The organism is Novacetimonas hansenii, from assembly GCF_014843995.1.
GTDB lineage: Bacteria > Pseudomonadota > Alphaproteobacteria > Acetobacterales > Acetobacteraceae > Novacetimonas > Novacetimonas hansenii.
In genome coordinates this window covers 1,321,070-1,341,048 of sequence record NZ_CP062147.1, presented here as the reverse complement: position 1 = coordinate 1,341,048, position 19,979 = coordinate 1,321,070, and the positions used below count along the sequence as shown (strand labels likewise).

The 19,979-nt window shown below is 62.4% G+C and carries 20 protein-coding genes; 5 read left to right on the top strand and 15 right to left on the bottom strand.

Annotated elements, in window-relative coordinates:
- Positions 1-12 precede the first annotated feature (12 nt).
- The 12 genes from rpsP to ispH form a co-directional block, all read right to left on the bottom strand.
- The gene (rpsP, locus tag IFJ82_RS05820; protein ID WP_003620841.1) at positions 13-360 is read right to left on the bottom strand and encodes a 30S ribosomal protein S16; all 348 of its coding nucleotides are present in this window, start codon (positions 358-360) and stop codon (positions 13-15) included.
- 57 nt (positions 361-417) lie between these two features.
- A complete protein-coding gene (gene ffh / locus IFJ82_RS05815) occupies positions 418-1,812 on the bottom strand; it encodes a signal recognition particle protein (protein ID WP_040510923.1) in 1,395 nt (464 codons plus the stop codon).
- Positions 1,813-1,989: 177 nt separating this feature from the next.
- Positions 1,990-2,481: a Spy/CpxP family protein refolding chaperone gene (locus tag IFJ82_RS05810; protein ID WP_040510925.1), complete on the bottom strand. Its 492-nt coding sequence runs from the start codon at positions 2,479-2,481 to the stop codon at positions 1,990-1,992.
- 458 nt (positions 2,482-2,939) lie between these two features.
- Positions 2,940-3,731 (bottom strand): phosphate ABC transporter ATP-binding protein PstB, encoded by a 792-nt coding sequence (pstB, locus tag IFJ82_RS05800; protein WP_192265905.1) that lies wholly within the window; start codon positions 3,729-3,731, stop codon positions 2,940-2,942.
- A complete protein-coding gene (gene pstA, locus IFJ82_RS05795; RefSeq protein WP_110550139.1) occupies positions 3,728-4,690 on the bottom strand; it encodes a phosphate ABC transporter permease PstA in 963 nt (320 codons plus the stop codon). Before pstA ends, pstB begins: the two co-directional genes overlap by 4 nt.
- Positions 4,690-5,652: a phosphate ABC transporter permease subunit PstC gene (gene pstC, locus IFJ82_RS05790; RefSeq protein ID WP_192266359.1), complete on the bottom strand. Its 963-nt coding sequence runs from the start codon at positions 5,650-5,652 to the stop codon at positions 4,690-4,692. Before pstC ends, pstA begins: the two co-directional genes overlap by 1 nt.
- 196 nt (positions 5,653-5,848) lie before the next feature.
- Complete coding sequence (locus tag IFJ82_RS05785; RefSeq protein ID WP_192265903.1) at positions 5,849-6,787, bottom strand: nucleoside hydrolase; 939 nt, start codon at positions 6,785-6,787, stop codon at positions 5,849-5,851.
- A gap of 370 nt (positions 6,788-7,157) precedes the next feature.
- Positions 7,158-7,922, bottom strand: a complete 765-nt coding sequence (locus IFJ82_RS05780) for an ABC transporter permease (protein WP_225578797.1) — start codon at positions 7,920-7,922, stop codon at positions 7,158-7,160.
- The gene (locus IFJ82_RS05775; RefSeq protein WP_003620854.1) at positions 7,919-8,665 is read right to left on the bottom strand and encodes an ABC transporter ATP-binding protein; all 747 of its coding nucleotides are present in this window, start codon (positions 8,663-8,665) and stop codon (positions 7,919-7,921) included. Before IFJ82_RS05775 ends, IFJ82_RS05780 begins: the two co-directional genes overlap by 4 nt.
- Positions 8,665-9,159 (bottom strand): ribonuclease HI, encoded by a 495-nt coding sequence (rnhA, locus tag IFJ82_RS05770; RefSeq protein ID WP_192265901.1) that lies wholly within the window; start codon positions 9,157-9,159, stop codon positions 8,665-8,667. The genes IFJ82_RS05775 and rnhA overlap by 1 nt, the downstream gene beginning before the upstream one ends.
- A complete protein-coding gene (locus IFJ82_RS05765) occupies positions 9,159-10,130 on the bottom strand; it encodes a homoserine kinase (RefSeq protein ID WP_192265892.1) in 972 nt (323 codons plus the stop codon). Before IFJ82_RS05765 ends, rnhA begins: the two co-directional genes overlap by 1 nt.
- Before the next feature lie 17 nt (positions 10,131-10,147).
- The gene (ispH, locus tag IFJ82_RS05760) at positions 10,148-11,137 is read right to left on the bottom strand and encodes a 4-hydroxy-3-methylbut-2-enyl diphosphate reductase (RefSeq protein WP_225578831.1); all 990 of its coding nucleotides are present in this window, start codon (positions 11,135-11,137) and stop codon (positions 10,148-10,150) included.
- Between the two features lie 298 nt (positions 11,138-11,435).
- On the opposite strand from ispH, the gene IFJ82_RS05755 reads away from it, so the two are divergent.
- The 3 genes from IFJ82_RS05755 to IFJ82_RS05745 all read left to right on the top strand — a co-directional run bounded on the left by IFJ82_RS05755 (position 11,436) and on the right by IFJ82_RS05745 (position 15,987).
- On the top strand, positions 11,436-12,029 hold the full coding sequence (locus IFJ82_RS05755) for a hypothetical protein (protein ID WP_003620861.1): 594 nt from the start codon (positions 11,436-11,438) through the stop codon (positions 12,027-12,029).
- 167 nt (positions 12,030-12,196) lie between these two features.
- On the top strand, positions 12,197-14,131 hold the full coding sequence (locus tag IFJ82_RS05750; protein ID WP_192265890.1) for an OPT family oligopeptide transporter: 1,935 nt from the start codon (positions 12,197-12,199) through the stop codon (positions 14,129-14,131).
- Between the two features lie 155 nt (positions 14,132-14,286).
- Positions 14,287-15,987 carry a M3 family oligoendopeptidase gene (locus IFJ82_RS05745; protein ID WP_075632513.1) on the top strand — a complete coding sequence of 567 codons (1,701 nt, stop codon included), beginning with the start codon at positions 14,287-14,289 and terminating at the stop codon, positions 15,985-15,987.
- Between the two features lie 381 nt (positions 15,988-16,368).
- On the opposite strand, the gene IFJ82_RS05740 is transcribed toward IFJ82_RS05745, so the two are convergent.
- The gene (locus IFJ82_RS05740) at positions 16,369-16,905 is read right to left on the bottom strand and encodes a thioredoxin family protein (protein WP_003620865.1); all 537 of its coding nucleotides are present in this window, start codon (positions 16,903-16,905) and stop codon (positions 16,369-16,371) included.
- 85 nt (positions 16,906-16,990) lie between these two features.
- On the opposite strand from IFJ82_RS05740, the gene IFJ82_RS05735 reads away from it, so the two are divergent.
- Positions 16,991-17,308 carry a hypothetical protein gene (locus IFJ82_RS05735; protein ID WP_003620867.1) on the top strand — a complete coding sequence of 106 codons (318 nt, stop codon included), beginning with the start codon at positions 16,991-16,993 and terminating at the stop codon, positions 17,306-17,308.
- A gap of 15 nt (positions 17,309-17,323) precedes the next feature.
- On the opposite strand, the gene IFJ82_RS05730 is transcribed toward IFJ82_RS05735, so the two are convergent.
- Together IFJ82_RS05730 and IFJ82_RS05725 are read right to left on the bottom strand one after the other, a co-directional pair.
- Positions 17,324-18,253 (bottom strand): SAM-dependent methyltransferase, encoded by a 930-nt coding sequence (locus IFJ82_RS05730; RefSeq protein ID WP_075625075.1) that lies wholly within the window; start codon positions 18,251-18,253, stop codon positions 17,324-17,326.
- A 74-nt stretch (positions 18,254-18,327) separates the two neighbouring features.
- The gene (locus IFJ82_RS05725; RefSeq protein WP_075625074.1) at positions 18,328-18,705 is read right to left on the bottom strand and encodes a DUF423 domain-containing protein; all 378 of its coding nucleotides are present in this window, start codon (positions 18,703-18,705) and stop codon (positions 18,328-18,330) included.
- A 446-nt stretch (positions 18,706-19,151) separates the two neighbouring features.
- Between IFJ82_RS05725 and IFJ82_RS05720 the strand changes: the two genes are divergently transcribed.
- Entirely contained in the window at positions 19,152-19,703 is a 552-nt protein-coding gene (locus IFJ82_RS05720) for a DUF4142 domain-containing protein (RefSeq protein WP_062809098.1), read from the top strand.
- Positions 19,704-19,979: the final 276 nt, after the last annotated feature.

The window sequence follows — 19,979 nt, the reverse complement described above, 5'->3', positions numbered from 1 at the left end:
TACCGTCGTGCCTCAGGCCGCCGCGGTTGCGGCAGCAGCAGCGGCGGCACGTTCCTGCGCACGCTTCTTCGGCGCGGACTGCTTCGGCTGCTCATTCCAGGTCGGCTTCGGCGCCAGGCCGGCATTACCCAGGAAGCGGGCCACGCGATCGGTCGGCAGTGCGCCGTTGGACAACCAGTGCGTGATGCGCTCGTTCACCAGACGCACGCGGTCGGCATGGTCGGACGGCAGCATCGGGTTGTAGGAACCGACCTTCTCGATGAAACGGCCATCGCGGGGCGAACGGCTGTCGGCAACCACGATGTGATAATAGGGACGCTTCTTCGCACCAGCGCGTGCAAGGCGGATCTTGAGGCTCATTCAGACTTCTCCACAAAACAACTTGTAAAACACATCAAAGGGAAACATGACGCGGCGTCAGCCGAATGGCGGACGGCCACCCCCGCCGGGGGGACGTCCCCCGCCGGGCATCAGCGCGGAAAGGCCCTGACGCATCAGTCCCTTCACTCCCAACTTGTTCAACCGCTTCATCATCGAGGACATGGTGTCGTACTGCTTGAGCAGCCGGTTCACCTCCTGCACGGTTGTTCCCGACCCGGCGGCGATGCGCTTCTTGCGCGACGCCTTGATGATGGCGGGCGTCTTTCGCTCCGCCTTGGTCATGGATGAAATGATGGCCTGATGGCGGCCAAGGACAGAGGTGTCGATGTCCTTGTCGCCCATGGCCTCCTTCAGCTTACCCATGCCCGGCAGCATGTTCAGGATGCCCGAGATGGACCCCATCTTGTTGATCTGCCGGATCTGGGCCGCGTAATCGTCAAGGTCGAATTTGCCCTGCAGCATCTTGGCTGCAATCTTCTCGCTCTCCTCATGGTCGAGCGTGTCGGCGGCTTTTTCGACCAGTCCCGCGATATCGCCAAGGCCAAGGATACGGCCCGCGACACGTTCGGGATGGAACTCCTCCAGCGCGTCAAGCTTCTCGCCCGAACCGGTCAGCTTGATCGGCGCCCCGGTGATCGCACGCATCGACAGCGCGGCGCCACCACGGGCATCGCCGTCCATGCGGGTCATGACCACACCGGTAACACCCACGGCCTCGTTAAACGCCTTGGCGGTGTTGACGGCGTCCTGCCCGGTCATCGCATCGACAACCAGCAGCGTTTCAGCGGGCTGGGTCTCGGCACGGATGGCCCGCACCTCATCCATCAGCGCTTCGTCAATCGACAGGCGGCCGGCGGTATCAAGGATGACGATGTCATAACCTTCGCGACGCCCGACTTCCATCGCACGACGCGCGATCTCGACCGGGGACTGTCCCGCGATGATCGGCAGCGAGGCAACACCCGCGCGCTCGGCCAGCTGCTGCAACTGCAACTGCGCGGCCGGGCGCTGCGTATCAAGGCTGGCGAGCAGCACCTTGCGGCGTTCGCGCGTAGCAAGCCGCAGCGCGATCTTGCCCGACGTCGTCGTCTTGCCCGACCCCTGAAGCCCGACCATCAGGATGGGCACAGGCGCTGCGGCATTCAGGTTCAGGGGAACCGCACCCGCCCCGCCAAGCGCATCAATCAGCGCGTCATTGACGACCTTGGCAACGGCCTGACCGGGGGAAATGCTGTCGAGCACCTCGTGCCCCACGGCACGTTCGCGCACCTTGTTGACGAAATCCTTGACAACCGGCAGCGCGACGTCGGCATCGAGCATCGCCAGACGCACCTCGCGCATGGCTTCGGTGACGTCGGCCTCCGACAGGGTCCCGCGCTTGGCGAGGCCATCGAACACACCGGAGAGCTTGCCTGACAGCGTCTCGAACAAAGGTTTTTCCCCAAAAGAATACGCGCCACTGCGCGAACCTTCGCGAAGTGACGTGCCTGATGTTGCGACAGGTGTATCTTTCCCACGCGTCCCGTGTCAAGGGCTACCTGACCCGGGACGCCGGGCCGTGCGCATCACCCCCTTATGGGGCGAAGGCACCGGCCCTGCGGGACAGGATCAGTGTGCGTCGGGCGCGGGAGGCGCGGGGGGCGCCATAAGGGCGCGCAACTGGGCATGCAGGCTGTCGGCCTTGTCCTGTGTCGCCTTGATCTGCGCCAACTGATCGGCGGTCAGGACATCATGGATGCGGATGGCGGTCTGCACGCGCGCGGCTTCATGTGCCTGATGGATGCTGGCGATCTGCTGCTGCAGCGATGCGATCTGCGCCTCATCAACCTTGCCGGGGGTCGCCAGCAGGTCCTGGATCTGGTGATGCAGGCCGGATTCCTTGTCCATGTCAGCATGGAAATCGGGATGATCGGCCTTCAGGATGGCGTCGATCTTCTTGCGCTGCGCCTTCGACAGGTTGACCTGCGCAAGGAAGGGCATGCCACCGGGCGCACCATGGCAGGACGGCGGCGGCGGCGGAGGGGCCGCGACGGCTGCTTCGGCGCTGATACCCGCAAATCCACCCACAAGCGTCGCCGCCAGAATCATCTTCTTAAACATGGTGTCTTTCCAATCTGTAATAACACACACTCCCTACCCTGCACCGACTCCCGGCACACGACAAGGGTCATCCCGACAGGGTAAGCCATCACATGGGCGGTGAAGCCCATGTTCTTGATACAAAATGTAAGGAAGCAACGCCAGAATGCAACGTAACCACAGGAACATCACACAAATCAGGGCATCGTGATTTCACATAAGCCCCCCCCTGCCATCCACCCTTGGATTCAAAGGGAACCGCACCGTTGCAGGGCAATGGGACCATCAATAACAGGCTGCCTGAAAAGTCAGGATCAATAACATACTGAAATTATAAAGGTTTTTTGGTGAAGCTTTTTCCAAAAAGCTTCAGAAACCGCCGCCTTTTTGGGGAAAAAGGCAGCACCCAAAAACTTTTCTTATTTTTTATCAATGAGTTATCTTCAAACACTCCCTAAGATTTCACCCTTATCAATCCATCACCCGAAACGACCGGTAATGTAATCTTGCGTACGGCGCTGCCGCGGGGCGGTGAACATGCGGTCCGCCGTTTCGACCTCCACCACTTCCCCCATGTAAAAGAACGCCACCTGATCGGCGCAACGCGCGGCCTGTTGCAGGTTATGCGTAACGATGGCGATGGTGAAATCCGCCTTCAGTTCATCAAGCAGTTCCTCGATCCGCGCGGTGGACACGGGGTCAAGCGCGCTGGTCGGTTCGTCAAGCAGCACAACTTCGGGCCGGGTGGCGATGGTGCGCGCAATGCACAGGCGCTGCTGCTGTCCGCCTGACAGGGCGGAAGCCGAGGCCCCAAGCCGGTCTTTGACCTCCGGCCACAAGGCGACGCGACGCAGCACGTCCTCGACACGGATATCCATATCCGCACGCGACAGACGTTCGTGCAGCCTCACACCAAAGGCGATGTTGTCATAGATCGACATTGGAAACGGCGTCGGCCTTTGGAACACCATGCCCACACGCGCACGAAGGACATTAAGGTCCACGCCCGCGCCAAGGATGTTGCAGCCATCAAATATGACCTCCCCCGTCGCGCGCTGTCCCGGATAAAGGTCATACATGCGGTTGAGCACCCGCAGCAGCGTGGATTTACCACACCCCGACGGCCCGATCATGCCGGTGACCTGGCGGTCCGGGAACTCGATCGAGATGTTTTTCAGCGCATGGTGCGCACCATAATAGAAATCGAGGTTGCGGACCGAAATGGCGGCCCCCGTCCCATCCGGCACCTGCCGTGTTTCTTCCACGTTCATTTCCTGTTACGCCCCAACCCAACCCTGACGGCGATATTTATCATCAGTATCCCTGCCGTAATCAGCATGGCGCCCGTCCATGCCATTTGCGTCCAGTCGGGATAGGCGGAACCCGCATATTGGTAAATGGCGATCGGCAGGCTGGCCATCGGCGCATCGGGCCGCACGGACCAGTTCATGTTGCCCAGCGACGTGAACAGCAGCGGCGCAGTTTCGCCCGACACCCGCGCCAGCGCCAGCAGGATGCCAGTCGCGACCCCGTCCCGTGCGGCACGCAGGCAGATGAACAGCACAACCCGCCAGCGCGGCGCCCCCAGCGCAAACGCTGCCTCACGCATGGCAACGGGCACAAGGCGCAACATATCCTCCGTCGTGCGCACCACCACCGGCACCACCAGCATCGCCAGCGCCAGTGCCCCGGCAATACCGGAAAAATGCCCCGATGGCACCACGACGATCATATAGATGAACAGCCCGACAAGGATGGACGGCGCCGACAGCAACAGGTCGGATACAAACCGCACCGCCCCCAACAACCGCCCGTCCGTCGCCGCGAATTCCGCAAGGTATATCCCCGCCAGCAGTCCGGCGGGAGCACCGATCAGCACAGCAAGCCCCGTCTGCATCAGGCTGCCGACGATGGCGTTGGCCAGGCCGCCACCATGCCCGGGCGCAAGCGTGATATGGGTGAAGGTCCGCCACGAAATACCCGCCAGCCCGTTGCGCAGCAGCACGAACAGGATGGATGTCAGCATCAGCAGGACCAGCGCCGTGGCGATATGGCAAAACCCCGTCGCCACACGATCGGCAAGGCGCCTGCGTGCATCGAACGCGCCATCACGCCGCCAGCCCGCCCCGGCGCACCCCACCCCGGCACAGGGCGCATCAGCAGTGCCGGATGCGCGCGCGTCCCCGGCAAGCGGCGCATCAAGGCGCGGGGATGTTTCGCGAATATCCATCACTTGCCCGTCCGCGCCGAACGCAGCAGCCAGCGCGAACATATCAGCGTCGCGAATGAAATCACCATAAGCAGGAACCCCGCCGCCATCAGGGATGAGAATTTCAGGCTTCCCATCGCACTTTCAGGAAATTCCAACGCAATCAGGGACGCAATCGTGTTCCCCGGCGAAAACAGGGACCAGCCGATATGATTTGCATTGCCAATGACAAAAGTGATGGCCATCGTCTCGCCCAGCGCGCGCCCAAGCCCCAGCATGATCCCGCCAACCACCGCCGTGCGCGACCATGGCAGGACGATGCGGCGCATCACCTCCCACCGCGTCATGCCCAGCCCATAGGCGCTCTCCTTCAGCACGGCAGGCATGGAGGTGAAGACATCGCGCATTACCGCCGAAATGAATGGCGTGATCATGACCGCCAGGATGATCCCCCCCGTCAGGAAGCCCGTGCCGTACGGCGCCCCCCGGAACAGCACGCCAATTCCGGGCAGACGGCCAAGCGAATGGGCGGCCGCAGGCTCCACATACCGCGCCATCAGCGGCACGATGACCGAAAAGCCCCACATCCCGAAGATGATCGACGGCACGGCGGCAAGAAGCTGGATGGCGGTGCCGATAACATTCGCCAGTCGCGCCGACGCGATTTCCGTCAGCCAGAAGGCAATCCCGAACGCCAGCGGCACGGCGATCACGATGGAGATAAGCGCCGTGACAAGGGTGCCGAACACCGGGGCCGCCGCGCCGAAATGCTGCGTTACCGGGTTCCATGCCGGATCAAGGATGAACCCCGGCCCAAAGGTGACAAAGGCCCCGCGCGCGCCCCATGCCATGACCGCAATCATCCCGCCCAGCCCCAGCAGGATCAGCAGGGCGCTGCAACGGACGATACCGGCAAAAAGTGCATCCCCCCGTGCGCGCGTGCCCCCCGTCAGGGAAGCAGAGGATGTTATAGACCGATCCATACAGAAGACCCCCGCCGCATCCGGCGCTTCGTCATGCCCATGTGTCACCTGTGTCACCCCCGGCAGGCCTGACGCCCGTCAGGTGCGATCCCTGCCCGGACCATTACTGGACCGGCCCTCCTTCCTGCAACCGTCATGGGCCATGCAGCGCGGCTTTTTACATCAGGGCGGCGCATTCCTGCCGGCCCACGCCGTCTCACGCCACGCCTGCGGCATGCAGCAGCAGGTCACGGGCCACGTCCCGGCAGGCATCGACACTGACACGATCCAGGACAAATGCATTGGGGGCGATATTATTTTGACCGCTGCCGATCGGAACCAGCGTCCCGCGCGTCAGTTCCCCCCGGCATTCAACACCCAGCCGCGCCATATGACCGCCAAATAACCGGGGACACAGCAGCGACACCACAGCCACCGCCGACGCCATTGGCACAGCCTGCGCACCCGCACCGCGCAACAGGTCATGGACCATGCCACCGGCACAGCCACGCCCGGCAAGGGCGGCCACCTGCTCCATCCATATCCTGTCTGCCGTCACCCGCGCGACGCAATCACGCAGCAGCACTGTCACAGGCACACCGGATGCAAGGACGATGGCTGCGGCCTCCGGGTCGGCATGGATATTGGTATCCACGCCGAAGCCACCGACGCCAGGGCCATCCCCCCCGCCCGCATCGGCAAGGATCACGACCCCATGCAGATGCAAGGCAAGGCGCGGTTCCTGCATCAACGCCAGCGCAAGATTGGTCAGCGCACCGGCGCAACAGACGCTGACACTGCCGGCGGGACGGGCCATGGCATGACGGATCATCGCCACGGCAGGCAGCTCCGCCTCCCCCAGATCAACTCCAGCCGCATCCCCGGTTGCATCGCCGTTCCCGTTCCGCGGGCGTGCCCACGCATTGCCCACCGCGAACACCGGCAGGCCACTGCCGCCATGAACGGGGATGTCCTGACGCCCCGCCTTTTGCAACACCCTGCGCGCAAGCTCCGCCGCACGGCGCGCCTGCAGCGCCCCGTGTCCCCCCGTTGTCACCAGCACGGGGTCGAGCATGTCAGGAACCTGAAGCGCCATTACGAGCGCAGCCATATCCTGTGGTGCGCCAGTCAGGTCCAGGAGGAGAGGACGGGTCATGTCACGGCTTCCGTCTTGTTCACAAACAGTATCGGGGGTGTGGTGGCCTCTTGTGCGGCATCCGTCAACATCTGCCATGCATGCGCCCCGCTCTTCATACATCATCACCGCACACAGGCTGTTTCAAAACCCCACCCGTGCCACGTCGCATAAATCATAAAGAAGCTTTTGATGAAGATTTCCCCAAAAAAGCTTCCATGACCGCCATCACCAAAAAAGGCAGCCCTACCCTGTAATCATCAAGGTGGATGGGAATATTTTCACATCCACCTTCACTCCCGGCCACATTCAAAAGACAGCACCGTTCAGGAAAAGTTACGGTCCGAACACTTTGATGACTGTTTTATCAACCGCCATTCCCAAAACGATTTCATGGCCCCTCATGCCGCACCGGCAGCCAGTACAATGCCCGCCGCAACATGAGGTCCATCCCCCACCATAACAGGACCGTCATCGCCGACAGCACCAGCAGGGCCGCGAACATCAAGTCCGTCTCGAACCTTGTATTGGCCGTCTGCATCAGGAACCCCAACCCCGAAGACGCCCCCACCCATTCCCCCACAACGGCGCCAATCGGCGCGATGGCGGTGGCAACCCGCATCCCCGATGCCAGTGCCGGAAGGGCGGCGGGCAGGCGCACATACAGCAGCACCCGCCATCGCGACGCCCCCATGGTGCGCGCAAGGTCGATCCAGTCCGCCGGGGTCTGGCGCAACCCGTCGGCAAAGGAAGATGTCACGGGAAAAAAGATGACCAGCACCGCCATCACGATTTTCGATGCCATCCCAAAGCCGAACCACAATACCAGCAACGGCGCGAGGGCAAAAACCGGCACAGCCTGACTGAGCAGCACCAGCGGCATGGTCCACCGCCGTACCGAAGGCGACAGCGCCATCAGCAGCGCCAGCGCTCCCCCACCACAGACACCCAGCACCAGCCCGCACAATGTTTCGACCAGCGTGATCAGTGCGGAGTCGCCCAGAAGGGCGCGCTGTCGCCACATGGCCCGCGCCACCGCATCTGGCGCAGGCAACAGGTAGGGCGGCACATGACCCCAGCGCGCAATCCCCCACCAGACACATACCAACCCGAACAGCGTCACCAGCGGGCGCAGGAGTCGCGCGGCCATTGTCATGACGCCAGCATCCGCCGCCACAGATCTGCCTGCGCCGACAGCAGCACAGGATCATCCACGGCGCGCGGGATATCCATCCCCCCCGACAGGGGAAGGGACAGCGGCGAAAGCCGGACAGGCGCGCCCCCCATCATGAACAATGCCTGCGCCATGCGACAGGCCTCCAGCGGGTCATGTGTAATCAGGATGGTCGTACATCCCGACAGCATCCGCGCCGCAAGTTCGTGCATCCGCAGGCGTGTAAGGCTGTCCAGCGCGGAAAATGGCTCGTCCATCAGGACAACCGGCCTGTTTTCATACAATACCCGCGCAAGCGCCACGCGCTGCCGCATGCCCCCGGACAATGCTGACGGCAGGGCGGTGCGTGACGCCGACAGCCCCACCTGATCCAGCAGGTCATGCGCACGGGCGCGGTCCGGCGGCTCGCCACGCAGGCGGCTGCCCAGCATGACATTGTCATCGACACGCGCCCATGGCAGCAACATGTCATTCTGCCCCATCCAGCCCACCCGACCGGACAGCGGCAGGCCATCCCCGGCAGAGATGCCCCCGGTGTCGGGCACGATCAGCCCCGCCACCAGCCGCAGCAGCGTCGTCTTGCCAATTCCGCTGCCACCAAGCAGGACCGTCAGGCGTGCGGCGGGAAACGTGCCATCCAGATTATCGAAAATACATTGCCCATCCATCGACAGGCCCAATCCCCGCACCATGACCGCAGGGGCATGGCCGACCACGGACGCCATCACTTGCGCCGGGATGGATAGGCGATCCCCAGCGCGTCGCGCGCCTGCGTAGCAAGGACATCGACGCGTTCGTTATTTTCATCGCCCGCATGGCCACGCACCCATTGCCATGTGATGTCATGGCGCGGCGCAAGGTCAAGCAGGCGTTGCCATAGATCCATGTTCGCCACCGGGTCGCCGGACGCATTGCGCCACTTGCGCCGCACCCATCCGGTGGACCAGCGCGTCATGCCATTGCACACATACTGGCTGTCGCTGTGCAGGATGACCTTGCACGGACGCTTCAGGCTGGCGAGGGCCTCCGCCACGGCGGTCAGTTCCATGCGGTTATTGGTCGTCTCCGCCTCGCCACCCGTAATTTCACGCTCCTGCCCGCGAAACTGCAACAGCGCGGCCCATCCCCCCGGCCCCGGATTGGGCTTGCATCCCCCATCGGTCCAGATCAGCACCACATCATCGTCGCGCGTATCCCCGCCGGGCGTCACCCTGTCCATCACAACCATTCCAGCGGGGCGGCACAGGTGCGGAAGAAACGCAGCCGCCCAAGGTAATCGAGGGGGTTTTTCGGCGTGACCAGCGCATCAGGCGGCGTGTTGAGCCAGTCATACAGACGCGTCAGCAGGAACCGCACGGCAGCCCCCGTGGCCAGTACCGGCAATGCGGCACGTTCCGCGGCATCCAGCGGACGCACGCTTTCATACCCACGCACCATCGCCCGCGCCCGGTCAGGGCGGAACGTGACGGTTTCGTCAAAGCACCACGCATTCAGCGAAATGGCGAGGTCATAGGCAAACCAGTCGGTGCAGGCGAAATAGAAATCAATCAGGCCCGACAGATGCCCGTCTATGAAAAACACGTTATCGGGAAACAGGTCGCCATGGATCTGCCCGCGCGGCAGGACCGGGCGCGCGCCCTGCCCCGGCCATGACGGCCCGACGAACGCCAAGGCATCATCAATTTCCGCGATCAGGCCAGACTGCACCTGATCGCCCGTCGCACGGCATGAGTCCAGCAGCGATGACCATGCGGCCGGCCCCATGCTGTTGCGTCGCTGCGCGGTGTATCCTTCCCCATCGCGATGCAGGCGCGCCATCGCCGCCCCCACAGCCTCGCAATGGGGGACCTCAATCCGGCGCGGCCATGCGCCCTGCAAGAAGGTGGTAATGGCGGCCGGGCGCCCCGCAAGCGCCCCCAGCGTGACGCCCGCGCGATCAGCCACCGGACGCGGGCACGACAGCCCGCGCTGCGCCAGGTACTGCATCAGCCCCAGGAACCACGGCAGTTCATCAGGATTTACCCGCCGTTCATACAGCGTCAGGATAAAATCCGCGCGCGTGGTACGCAGCAGGAAATTGCTGTTCTCCACACCTTCGGCAATGCCATGGCACGAGACCGGCTCGCCAATGTCGTAGCCCCCGACGAACTTAGCAAGTTCATCGGGGGGGACGTCCGTATAGACCGCCATCGTCGGTTACAAAAAAATCAGCCGAGCGGCGCGGGCAGGCGGAAGGTCACGTTCTCTTCCTTGACGGTGCGTTCCTCGATCTCCAGCGTGAAACGCTTGGCAAGGGCGGCGACCATTTCCTGCACCAGCGATTCCGGCGCGGACGCGCCCGCCGTAATCCCCAGCGTCTTCACCCCGTCCAGCGCCGACCAGTCCAGCGCGTTCAGGCGCGGCACCAGCAGGGCGCGCGGCGCGCCACTGCGTTCAGCCACTTCGCGCAATCTCTGGGAGTTGGAGGAATTGGGCGAGCCGATCACGATCACAAGGTCACAGCCCGGGGCGATCGCCTTGACCGCTTCCTGCCGGTTGGTGGTGGCATAGCAGATATCCTCGCGCTTCGGCCCTTCGATCAGGGGGAAACGGTCACGCAGGATATCGACAATTTCCGCGGTATCATCAACCGACAGCGTCGTCTGCGTGATGAAGGCAAGGCGCGCGGGATCGGCCGGCTGGACCGTGCGCGCTTCCTCCGCATCATTGATCAGCGTGACCGCGCCGGGGGGAAGCTGGCCCATCGTGCCAACGACCTCTGGATGGCCGGCATGGCCGATCATCAGGATGTGGCGGCTTTCGGGACCACCATCGGCGAAATGACGTTCCGCCTCGCGATGCACCTTGGACACGAGGGGGCAGGTCGCATCCAGATACAGCAGGTTGCGGCGCATGGCCTCCGCCGGGACGGTCTTGGGCACGCCATGGGCGGAAAAGACCACGTGACCGTCGGAGGGAACCTCGTCCAGTTCCTCCACGAAAATTGCGCCCTGCGCCTCAAGCGCTTCCACAACGGTGCGGTTATGGACGATTTCGTGCCGCACATAGACGGGCGCGCCATAACGGCGGATCGCTTCCTCCACCACGCGGATCGCGCGATCGACCCCGGCGCAGAAACCGCGCGGCCCGGCAAGCAGGACCTTGAGCAGGCGTGGCGACACGTCAACGGGGGCGTGGGCATCGGGAGTGTGAATCATCTGGTCGGGCATGGTGTTCCCCAAACATCCGGCGGGCGGTATAGGATACGGGCCGCGATCTGTTACAGTTCCGGTCCCGCATCGCGATGCAATGACCCGGCCCTACGCAAACCGTGGCGATGGCGCAAGCCATTTCCCGTTCATTCTAGCCTATTCTCATATATATGTCCTCCCCACCGTGACGGGACATTTACATGTCCGCGTTACGATGCCCGATTGCATGCCAGGCGTTTGAACCGCCATTATCAGCCCGCCACCCGTAGAGCCCATGTCGAGCACGAAAGCCCGGAACCCCCGCATGATTTCTCATTTTCCCACCCGCGCGTCCCTGTCGTCCCGCGCCGCGACCTTTGCGCGCGTGCTGAGCCTGCTGGCGTTGCCGCTGCTGGCGGCGGGATGCCAGAATGAATCGGATTCGATTTCCTTTGCCCCGGCATGCCCGGTGGTGGAAATCCCCGGCGAGGCCGCCGATTATTACCAGTATACCGGCAGCGAACATGACCTGTCGCACCTTGTGGTCCGCGCCGCCCTGCGTGAGGTCGTCGGTTCGTGCGAGGACGGGGCCCACCGCACCGTCGTCACCAACATGCAGATCGGGCTGCATGTCGTACGTGGCCCGGCATCCAAGGTCAATTTCGTCAATATCCCGTATTTCGTCGCCGTCGTGTACAATGGCGAAATCAAGAGCAAGAAGCAGTTCATCGCGCATATTGAATTCGACAATGGCGACCTGCAAAAGGCCACCAGCACACGTAATATCCCCATCACCCTGCCAATTTCACGACGCATCCATTCCGAACAGTACCATATCGAAATCGGATTCCAGCTCACCCAGGCGCAGCTTGATTTCAACCGTGCCCATCTGGTGATGCCTTCGTTCCACAAGCTCTGATCCTACCGCCCTGCCCGGCGCATCCGGCACGCCGGGCGGGGCTTTCCCCCCATGCCCCTGTCTGCATGGGCATGGGAGGGCGCGCATGCAGGGCCGCCCCTTTCCTTTTTTCCCCATCCGCGCGATGGAACGTCACCCCCTTTCACAGCAACAGGCCAGCGATCCATATGAAATCGACGCGCATGTCCCAGGAACTGTCGTTACGCGGCATTGTACTTGGGGCACTCATCACCCTCGTCTTTACCGCGTCGAACGTCTATCTGGGGCTGAAGGTGGGACTGACGGTCGCATCCTCCATCCCTGCCGCCGTCATTTCCATGGCTGTCCTGCGGGCGCTTGGCGGGTCCAGCGTCCTTGAAAACAACATCGTGCAGACGCAGGCCTCCGCCGCGGGGGCGCTGTCATGTGTTTTCGCCGCGCTGCCCTCGCTGATCATGATCGGCTACTGGCAGCATTTTCCCTTCCTTGAAACCACGCTCATCTCTGCTGCGGGCGGCATGACGGGGGTGCTGTTCACCATCCCGCTGCGGCGCGCCATGGTCAATGAAAGCGCCCTGCCCTATCCCGAAGGGGTCGCAGCGGCGGAAATCCTCAAGGCCGGGGAAAAGGACACCAGCCCGGCCGCCCTGCGGGCGTTGACGGGTGGCGGCATGATCGCGGCGATCATCACCTTTGCGTCCACCGGGTTGCGACTGCTGGCGGAAGACGCCTCCGTCACGCTGACATGGGGCAACGCGGTCTTTCGCGGGTCATGCGGGTTTTCCCTTGCGATGCTGGGCGCGGGCTATCTTGTGGGGATCGGGGGCGGGCTTGCCATGCTGCTGGGCGCGGTGCTGGCGTGGGGGGTGTTCGTCCCGTTCCTGACGGCGCATGAAGCCAATCCCGATCATCTGACCCCCACCGCCCACGCCACCATCGTGTGGATGCATGACGTGCGCTTCATCGGGGCGGGCATGATTGCCGTGGCGGCCATCTGGACGCTGGGCTGTATGATGGGACCGATCATCCGTGGCCTGAGCGCCAGCCTGCGTGCCACCTCCATTGGCGGCGCACAGACCGATAATGACGCGGACCTGCCGCTGCGTCAGGTCGGGTTGCTGTCCGCGGGTATCGGCATGGTGCTGCTGGTCATGTTCATCGCCTTCCTTGCCCCCTTTGGCGGGGTGAATGCGGGCACTGTCGGGCTGGCGCTGGTGGGGATGCTGTGCTGCATGCTGATCGGCTTCCTTGTCGCGGCGACGTGCGGATACATGGCCGGGATCGTGGGGTCGTCATCGTCCCCCATTTCGGGCATCTGCATCGTGGCGGTCATCCTGCTTGCCTCCCTGTTCGTGGGAATGCGCGCGGTCGGGCTGTTTCCTGCATCGGTGGGCGACCATGGCGGCATTGCCTTTTGCCTGTACATCCTGTCCGCGCTGACCGCATCGGCGGCGATCTCCAACGATAACCTTCAGGACCTCAAGACCGGGCAACTGGTGGGGGCGACACCGTGGCGCCAGCAGGTTGCACTGCTGATCGGGTGCGTGACCGGCGCGCTGGTGATCCCGCCCGTGCTGAACATCCTTTACCAGACCTATGGCTTTGTCGGGTATCTGCCCCATCCGGGCATGGACCCGACGCACGCGCTGGCGGCGCCACAGCCCGCGCTGATGATGATGATCGCATCGGGCATCTTCCTGCACCAGCTTGACTGGAACATGCTGGCCATTGGCGGGGCGCTGGCGGTCGTGGTGATTGTCACCGACCTTGTGCTGCGCCGCCATGGCCGCACACTGCCGCCGCTGGCGGTGGGAATCGGCATTTACCTGCCTGCCGCGGTCACGGTCACACTGGCGATTGGCGCACTCGTCAGTTGGGTCTGCGCGCGGCGGGGGGCCAATGCACATTCCTCACAGATCGGCACCATGCTGGCATCGGGGCTGATCGTGGGGGAAAGCCTGATGGGGGTTACGCTGTCGGCGGTGGCAGGGTTCGCCGGACGGGACAGCGCGCTGTCGATCATGCCCGCAGGTATCCCAGCCGTCGTGCCGGACATCGCCGGGGCCATGGTTTTCGCCGCAATGTGCGTATGGTTCGCACGCTATGTCCTGCGCGCGCGATAGGGCGGAGGACAGGAGACGATCATAAGGTGATCGCAAAGCGAATCGCCTGCCGTGGCCTATCTCCCCAGACTATGGGCATGGGTCAGGATATGCATCTGCCGCACGCCACACATCGGGCGATAGACCTCGCCCGTCTATGATGGCAGCATCGGGGCATGGCATTACGATTCAGCGAACTTGACTTCCCACGCCCGAGCAAGGAACGACTTTCCCTGCGCTTCGGGCAGGTTTCCACCCTGCTGGACCAGGGCCGGCGCACGGAGGCGCTGGGTCTGTTCGATACGATCCGGCGGGATTACGAAAGCTGGTCGGCAATGACCGACCTGCGGTTTTCACAGGATACGACCTCGGCCACCAACAAGGCGGAACGTGATTACGCGGATTCGCTGACGCCCTATGTCACCGCGTTCGAGGTCGCGATCAAGCGGCGGCTGCTTGATGACCCGGACCAGCAGGCGGTGCATGCGACGCTGACGCCGCATACGCTGGAACTCTGGCGCACGGACATCACCACCTTCGATTCGCGAATCGCCGACGCGCTGGAGGAGGAAGCCCGGCTGAGCGGTGAATACACCGCGCTGATCGCCTCTGCCCGCCTGTCGATCGACGGACGCCAGGTCAACCTGTCCGGCCTTGCCCCCTATGCCGAAAGCACCGAACGTAACGTGCGCGAACAGGCAGAGCGTGTGCGCTGGGCATTCTTTGCGGACAATGCGCAACAGTTCGACACGCTGTTCGACCGGCTGGTGCATGTGCGCGCCGATATGGCCAGCGCACTGGGGTATGACGCCTATACCTCCCTGGCCTATCGCCGGATGCGACGTGTGGATTATGGCCCCCACGAAGTCGCGCGCTTTCGCGAGGATGTGCGCACCCATGTCGTGCCGCTGGTGCAGCGTATCCTCGAACGCCGTCGCACGACGATGGGATGGGACTGCGTATATTCGTGGGATGAACCGCTGATCGACCCGCATGGCAACCCGCGCCCCATCGGCGGCCACGACAGGCTGGTGGCACAGGCGCAGGTGATGTTCGACCGCATGGGTGGCGACCTTGGCGAATTCTATCGCCAGATGCGCGAAGGCGGGTTCCTTGACCTGCGCAACCGCGATGGCAAGGCCGGGGGCGGGTTCTGCACGTCCTTTCCCACGGTGGGGATGCCGTTCATTTTTGCCAATTTCAACGGCACGCAGCACGATATCAACGTCTTCACCCATGAAATGGGCCATGCCTACCAGAACTGGAAAAGTCGCGGCCTGCCTGCGGTGGACCTGTTATGGCCGACGATGGATGCGGCGGAAATCAATTCCATGGCGCTGGAATTCCTGACCTGGCCGCATATGGACCTGATGGTCGCCCCCGGCGAGGCCGAACGTTTCCGGCAGATGCACCTGATCGGGTCGCTGTCGTTCCTGCCCTATGGCGTATGCGTGGATCATTTCCAGCACGAAATCTATGCCCGGCCGGATATGTCCCCGGCCGAACGCCACGAGCTGTGGCGTGACATGGAACGCCGATACCTGCCATGGCGGGATTATGGCGGGATCGCCCACCCATCCGCCGGGGGACGGTGGCAGGCACAGGGGCATATCTACCGCTCGCCCTTCTATTACATTGATTATGCACTTGCGCTGTGCTGCGCATTGCAGTTCTGGCAACGCAGCCGTACGGATTACAAGGGCGCCCTGCATGAGTATGTCGCGCTGTGCGAACGTGGGGGATCGCGGCCCTTTACCGGGCTGGTGCTCGATGCGGGGCTGACCTCCCCGTTTCAGTCCGGTGCGCTGGCAGATACCGTGCGTGAGGCTGCGCATTACCTTGGCATAACGCCGCCGGAACCATCAGAAACTGTTTGAAAACAAATCATTGATAAAAAACAGGAAAAGTTTTTGGGTGCCGCCTTTCGATCGAAAAAGGCGGCGTCTTCTGAAGCTTTTTGGAAAAAGCTTCACCAAAAACCTTTATAATTTCAGTGTGTTATCAAGACAGACTTTTCAAACAGTCTCTTAAAAAATCTTGCGAAGACAGGGTATCGCCTGAAATTTTCCCATTCCTTGTCAATGGAATGCTTTCAATCAGGCGTTAGCGACAGGCACAGGTCGGGGGGGGCTGTTTCCCAAGGGATTTATAAGGTTGCTGCCTTTGCAAGAAAAGCAGCCCCTTCCCCCACCAATGTCGTCATGTCCCCTCACGGGGGATCGGGAACCGTGCGCCCGCTGACTTGCGCCCGCTGACTGTCAGGTGCGTGCATCCCACTGTGCCAGCAGGTCGATCACCGCCTGTGACGACATCGCGCGCGCATTGCCCAGAGCCGTCAGGCCATCGGCATTAAGCACCTTGCCCTGCGCCGTCACAACCAGCACGGTCGGCACCGCCGAAATCTTCAGCCCGTGCTGCTCAAGGAATTCGAGGTTGGTATTCATACGTTCAACATTGATCATCACCACCACGAAATGGCGTGCGATCCATGGGGACACGGCCGGGTCATCCATCAACCCCGCCAGAATGCGGCAGTCAGGGCACCAATTTCCCCCGAAATCCAGCAATACCTTGCGCCCGGTGGCCCGCGCGGTGTCAAATGCGGTGGCGATCCGTTCGCGCGTCCCCTCCGTCGGGCCATAAGGCTGTGCCGGAACGGTTGGGGTCAGGTTGCCTATCTGTGGCGGTGCCTCAACCGTGGCGGCCTGTGCCCCACCGGCAATCGCGCCAACGCACGCACCCGCCACCAGCCCTGCGCGCCACAGGCGCGACATATGTCCAAAACGTTCATTCATCCTGTTGTTTTCCTCTCCCGCCATCTTCCCCCGACACGAACCGACCGCGACCCGCCCGCTCCCAGAGGAAAGGTAGCCTATCCATATGAAGAATACTGATGCAACCACCGGTGTCTCCCTCATCCGCACATTGGCGAAAACCGGCAGTGTCCTGATCGTCACAATGCTGCTGATGGGCAGCCTGCGCTACAGCGCGATGGTCGCAGGGCTGGTGGATCGTATCGCGGGGTCCGACATGTGGCTTGCGGTCTATCGCCTGACGGGGGCCGCGGATGAAACCGACCGCGAACGCACCATCATCATGGGCGTCGCACTTGTGTGCTGCCTCCTTGCCATCGGGATCGTGCAGTTGGGGGAATACGGCATCGAACGCCTGCGCAGGCGGCGGGCGGGACGGCCCTGACCCCATTGCACGCCATCAGGCGACGTACGGCGCGCCCGTACGCATCCAGAAGAACGTCAGTTCATGCTTGTTATGCCACAGGTGGCGCACCACCCCGCCGGGCAGCGCGGCGAACTGCTCTGCCGTGTCATGGTCGGTCTCCCCCTGGAACTTGATGGTCAGGACCATGCGCGCCACACGCCCGCTGTCGATCCAGCGCCGCGCCAGCGCCAGCAGGCGCGTGGGATAGGCGATGATGTCCGACAGCAGCCAGTCCACATGCGGCATCGATGCCGGGTCGAGGCCAAAGGCACTTTCACGCCGGGTCGTAACACCAGGCAGGGCCGCAACGCGCGGGTCAAGGTCGGCACGGTCGATGGCGATCACATCAGCCCCACACCGGGCCGCCACCCATGTCCATCCCCCCGGCGACGCCCCAAGGTCGAGGCAGGTTTCCCCCGCCCGAGGCCATTGCCCAAGCCGTGTGAATGCCTCCCACAGCTTGAGATACGCGCGCGAAGGCGGGCCTTGCCGATCCTCCACGAACTGCACCTCCCCATTGATGAAGGGCGATGTCTTGGTGGGGGACAGCAGCATCCTGTCCGCCGACAGCAGCGTCCATGCCCCCAGATGCCCCTGCGGCGGGAGGGAGGGAAACACCAGCGGTCGCGCAGCCAAAGGGGGCAGGTTCTGTGCAATCAGCGCAGAGCGGCGATGCAGGTCCGGCGCATATCCGGCCCAGTTGCGCTGTATCGCACGCAGGTCGCGCGCCGCAGCCTTGATGGAGGAGATATCGCGCGACTGCGGCGCGGTCCATACCTCCAGCGCCCATGCGCTGCGCATGGGTGGCTGTATCGTCAGGGCAAGGCGCCCATGCCAGCGGACTTCCACACCCTGCCGCGCAAGTTCATGTTCCAGCGCCACCTCGAACCCCGGCGCGGCGAGGTAGGCGGCACCGACATCCATGCCTGTCAGGTCAGGGGAGCCTGTCAGACGGGGGGACGACGTTTCGCCATGCGCCATGTCCGCGTGTCCAGATGTCATGAACGGATAACCCCCACCGCCAGCAGCAACCATGACAGCATCAGGATACTGCCCCCCGTTGGCGCCACCGCCCCAAGATGAATACCCGTAAAGGCCGTGAAATAGACCGCGCCACAAAAGATGCACATCCCCAGCGCCATTGCACACCCCGCAAGCGAGACAAGCCGCTGACACCCCGCCTGCATCATCAGGATGCCGATACCCAGCAGCCCCAGCGCGTGCCACATCTGCATCTGTATGGCCTGCCGGGCCATGTCCCGCCCCCCCTGCGCAAAGAATTGGTCGGGCAGGTGCGCGACGAACGCACCAGCGATCACGCCCAACAGCGCGGCAAGCGCGGCCAGGGACAGTAAAAAGCGAATAACAGTCGGCATCGGGCCATCCATGACAGGGAATACGGGCATGACGGGCCAAAAAGCCCGTATATTATCCCCCGAGCATGTAGCCTATAAACGCCCCATGGCCCATACAGGTCATGACGCCGTGTTCCATGCCCGACACGCATGGGCGCATGCATCATGCACGGGAACCGGCAAAGGTTTTTCAAATATAACTCATTGATAAAAAATAATAATGATTGCCTGAGGCCAGCTTTTTCCACCCCTCAGGCATGGCAGGGGGACTTTTTAACGCCAACCGGCCGGAAACGTCCCCAGGCTTACACCGCAGCTTACGCCGCGTTTCACAGCCACGGTTTTCACGCCCCCCTTAAAAAGCAGATAAAACCCTGTAATGCGGGTTTGTCGGCAGGGGCAAAACTGCTAGACTTTTTCATACGTTCAGCGGGTCGTTCGCATATTTCTTGTTAGGAAAATGATACATGAAAAAATACGCTGCCTGGTTCCTCTGCGCTTCGGTCGCGGCGCTGCCCGTTTCTTCGTTTGCGCGTGCCCCAAAGGCTGTGACACCGCCGGCACCGCCGCCCTTTACCGATTCAGACACGACCTTTGCCGAAAACGCCACAGAGGTGAATACGTTTGAAATCGAGATTTCGCAGTTGGCCACGGCGCAGGCCAAGCGCCAGAAGGTGAAGGACCTGGCCGCCGACCTGGTCAAGCAGCATACCGACAACCAGAACAAGCTTTCCGCACTGGCGCTTCAGCACGGGCTTGAACTGAACAAGGACATGAGCACCGACGAACAGCAGATCATCGACCGCCTGAAGACCGAAAAGGGTCATCGCTTCGACCGTGACTACCTCGACATTCAGGCGCAGGCCCACAGCGACGCGCTGGCGATGTTCCAGAACGAAGCTGAGTCCGCAAGCGACCCGGACCTGAAGTCCTATGCTTCCGCCACGGCGGACGCGACACAGGCGCACCTGAACGACGCGCTGAAGCTGGGCGCGAAGAAGCCGACCGCCACGCACTGATTCAGTGTCTGGTGTCCCTGCCCCTGACATGCGGGGGCAGGGCGCGTTTGCATTCTGACTGCGCAACCACTGGCAAGGAATAGGCGCGCCAGTGCAGCGCATGATAAGAGACTGTTTGAAAAATCAGGCTCAATAATATCCTGAAATTATAAAGGTTTTTGGTGAAGCTTTTTCCAAAAAGCTTCAGAAGACGCCGCCTTTTTCGATCGAAAGGCGGCACCCAAAACTTTTCTTATTTTTTATCAATGATTTATTTTCAAACACTCTCTAAAAGTT

Excerpts from the sequence above, each read along its gene's own strand:
- rpsP (WP_003620841.1), bottom strand. The coding sequence starts at position 360 with ATGAGCCTCAAGATCCGCCTTGCACGCGCTGGTGCGAAGAAGCGTCCC.
- IFJ82_RS05810 (WP_040510925.1), bottom strand. The coding sequence starts at position 2,481 with ATGTTTAAGAAGATGATTCTGGCGGCGACGCTTGTGGGTGGATTTGCG.
- pstB (WP_192265905.1), bottom strand. The coding sequence starts at position 3,731 with ATGAACGTGGAAGAAACACGGCAGGTGCCGGATGGGACGGGGGCCGCC.
- pstA (WP_110550139.1), bottom strand. The coding sequence starts at position 4,690 with ATGGATATTCGCGAAACATCCCCGCGCCTTGATGCGCCGCTTGCCGGG.
- pstC (WP_192266359.1), bottom strand. The coding sequence starts at position 5,652 with ATGGATCGGTCTATAACATCCTCTGCTTCCCTGACGGGGGGCACGCGC.
- IFJ82_RS05785 (WP_192265903.1), bottom strand. The coding sequence starts at position 6,787 with ATGACCCGTCCTCTCCTCCTGGACCTGACTGGCGCACCACAGGATATG.
- IFJ82_RS05780 (WP_225578797.1), bottom strand. The coding sequence starts at position 7,922 with ATGACAATGGCCGCGCGACTCCTGCGCCCGCTGGTGACGCTGTTCGGG.
- IFJ82_RS05775 (WP_003620854.1), bottom strand. The coding sequence starts at position 8,665 with ATGGCGTCCGTGGTCGGCCATGCCCCTGCGGTCATGGTGCGGGGATTG.
- rnhA (WP_192265901.1), bottom strand. The coding sequence starts at position 9,159 with ATGGACAGGGTGACGCCCGGCGGGGATACGCGCGACGATGATGTGGTG.
- IFJ82_RS05765 (WP_192265892.1), bottom strand. The coding sequence starts at position 10,130 with ATGGCGGTCTATACGGACGTCCCCCCCGATGAACTTGCTAAGTTCGTC.
- ispH (WP_225578831.1), bottom strand. The coding sequence starts at position 11,137 with ATGATTCACACTCCCGATGCCCACGCCCCCGTTGACGTGTCGCCACGC.
- IFJ82_RS05755 (WP_003620861.1), top strand. The coding sequence starts at position 11,436 with ATGATTTCTCATTTTCCCACCCGCGCGTCCCTGTCGTCCCGCGCCGCG.
- IFJ82_RS05750 (WP_192265890.1), top strand. The coding sequence starts at position 12,197 with ATGAAATCGACGCGCATGTCCCAGGAACTGTCGTTACGCGGCATTGTA.
- IFJ82_RS05745 (WP_075632513.1), top strand. The coding sequence starts at position 14,287 with ATGGCATTACGATTCAGCGAACTTGACTTCCCACGCCCGAGCAAGGAA.
- IFJ82_RS05740 (WP_003620865.1), bottom strand. The coding sequence starts at position 16,905 with ATGAATGAACGTTTTGGACATATGTCGCGCCTGTGGCGCGCAGGGCTG.
- IFJ82_RS05735 (WP_003620867.1), top strand. The coding sequence starts at position 16,991 with ATGAAGAATACTGATGCAACCACCGGTGTCTCCCTCATCCGCACATTG.
- IFJ82_RS05730 (WP_075625075.1), bottom strand. The coding sequence starts at position 18,253 with ATGGATGTCGGTGCCGCCTACCTCGCCGCGCCGGGGTTCGAGGTGGCG.
- IFJ82_RS05725 (WP_075625074.1), bottom strand. The coding sequence starts at position 18,705 with ATGCCGACTGTTATTCGCTTTTTACTGTCCCTGGCCGCGCTTGCCGCG.
- IFJ82_RS05720 (WP_062809098.1), top strand. The coding sequence starts at position 19,152 with ATGAAAAAATACGCTGCCTGGTTCCTCTGCGCTTCGGTCGCGGCGCTG.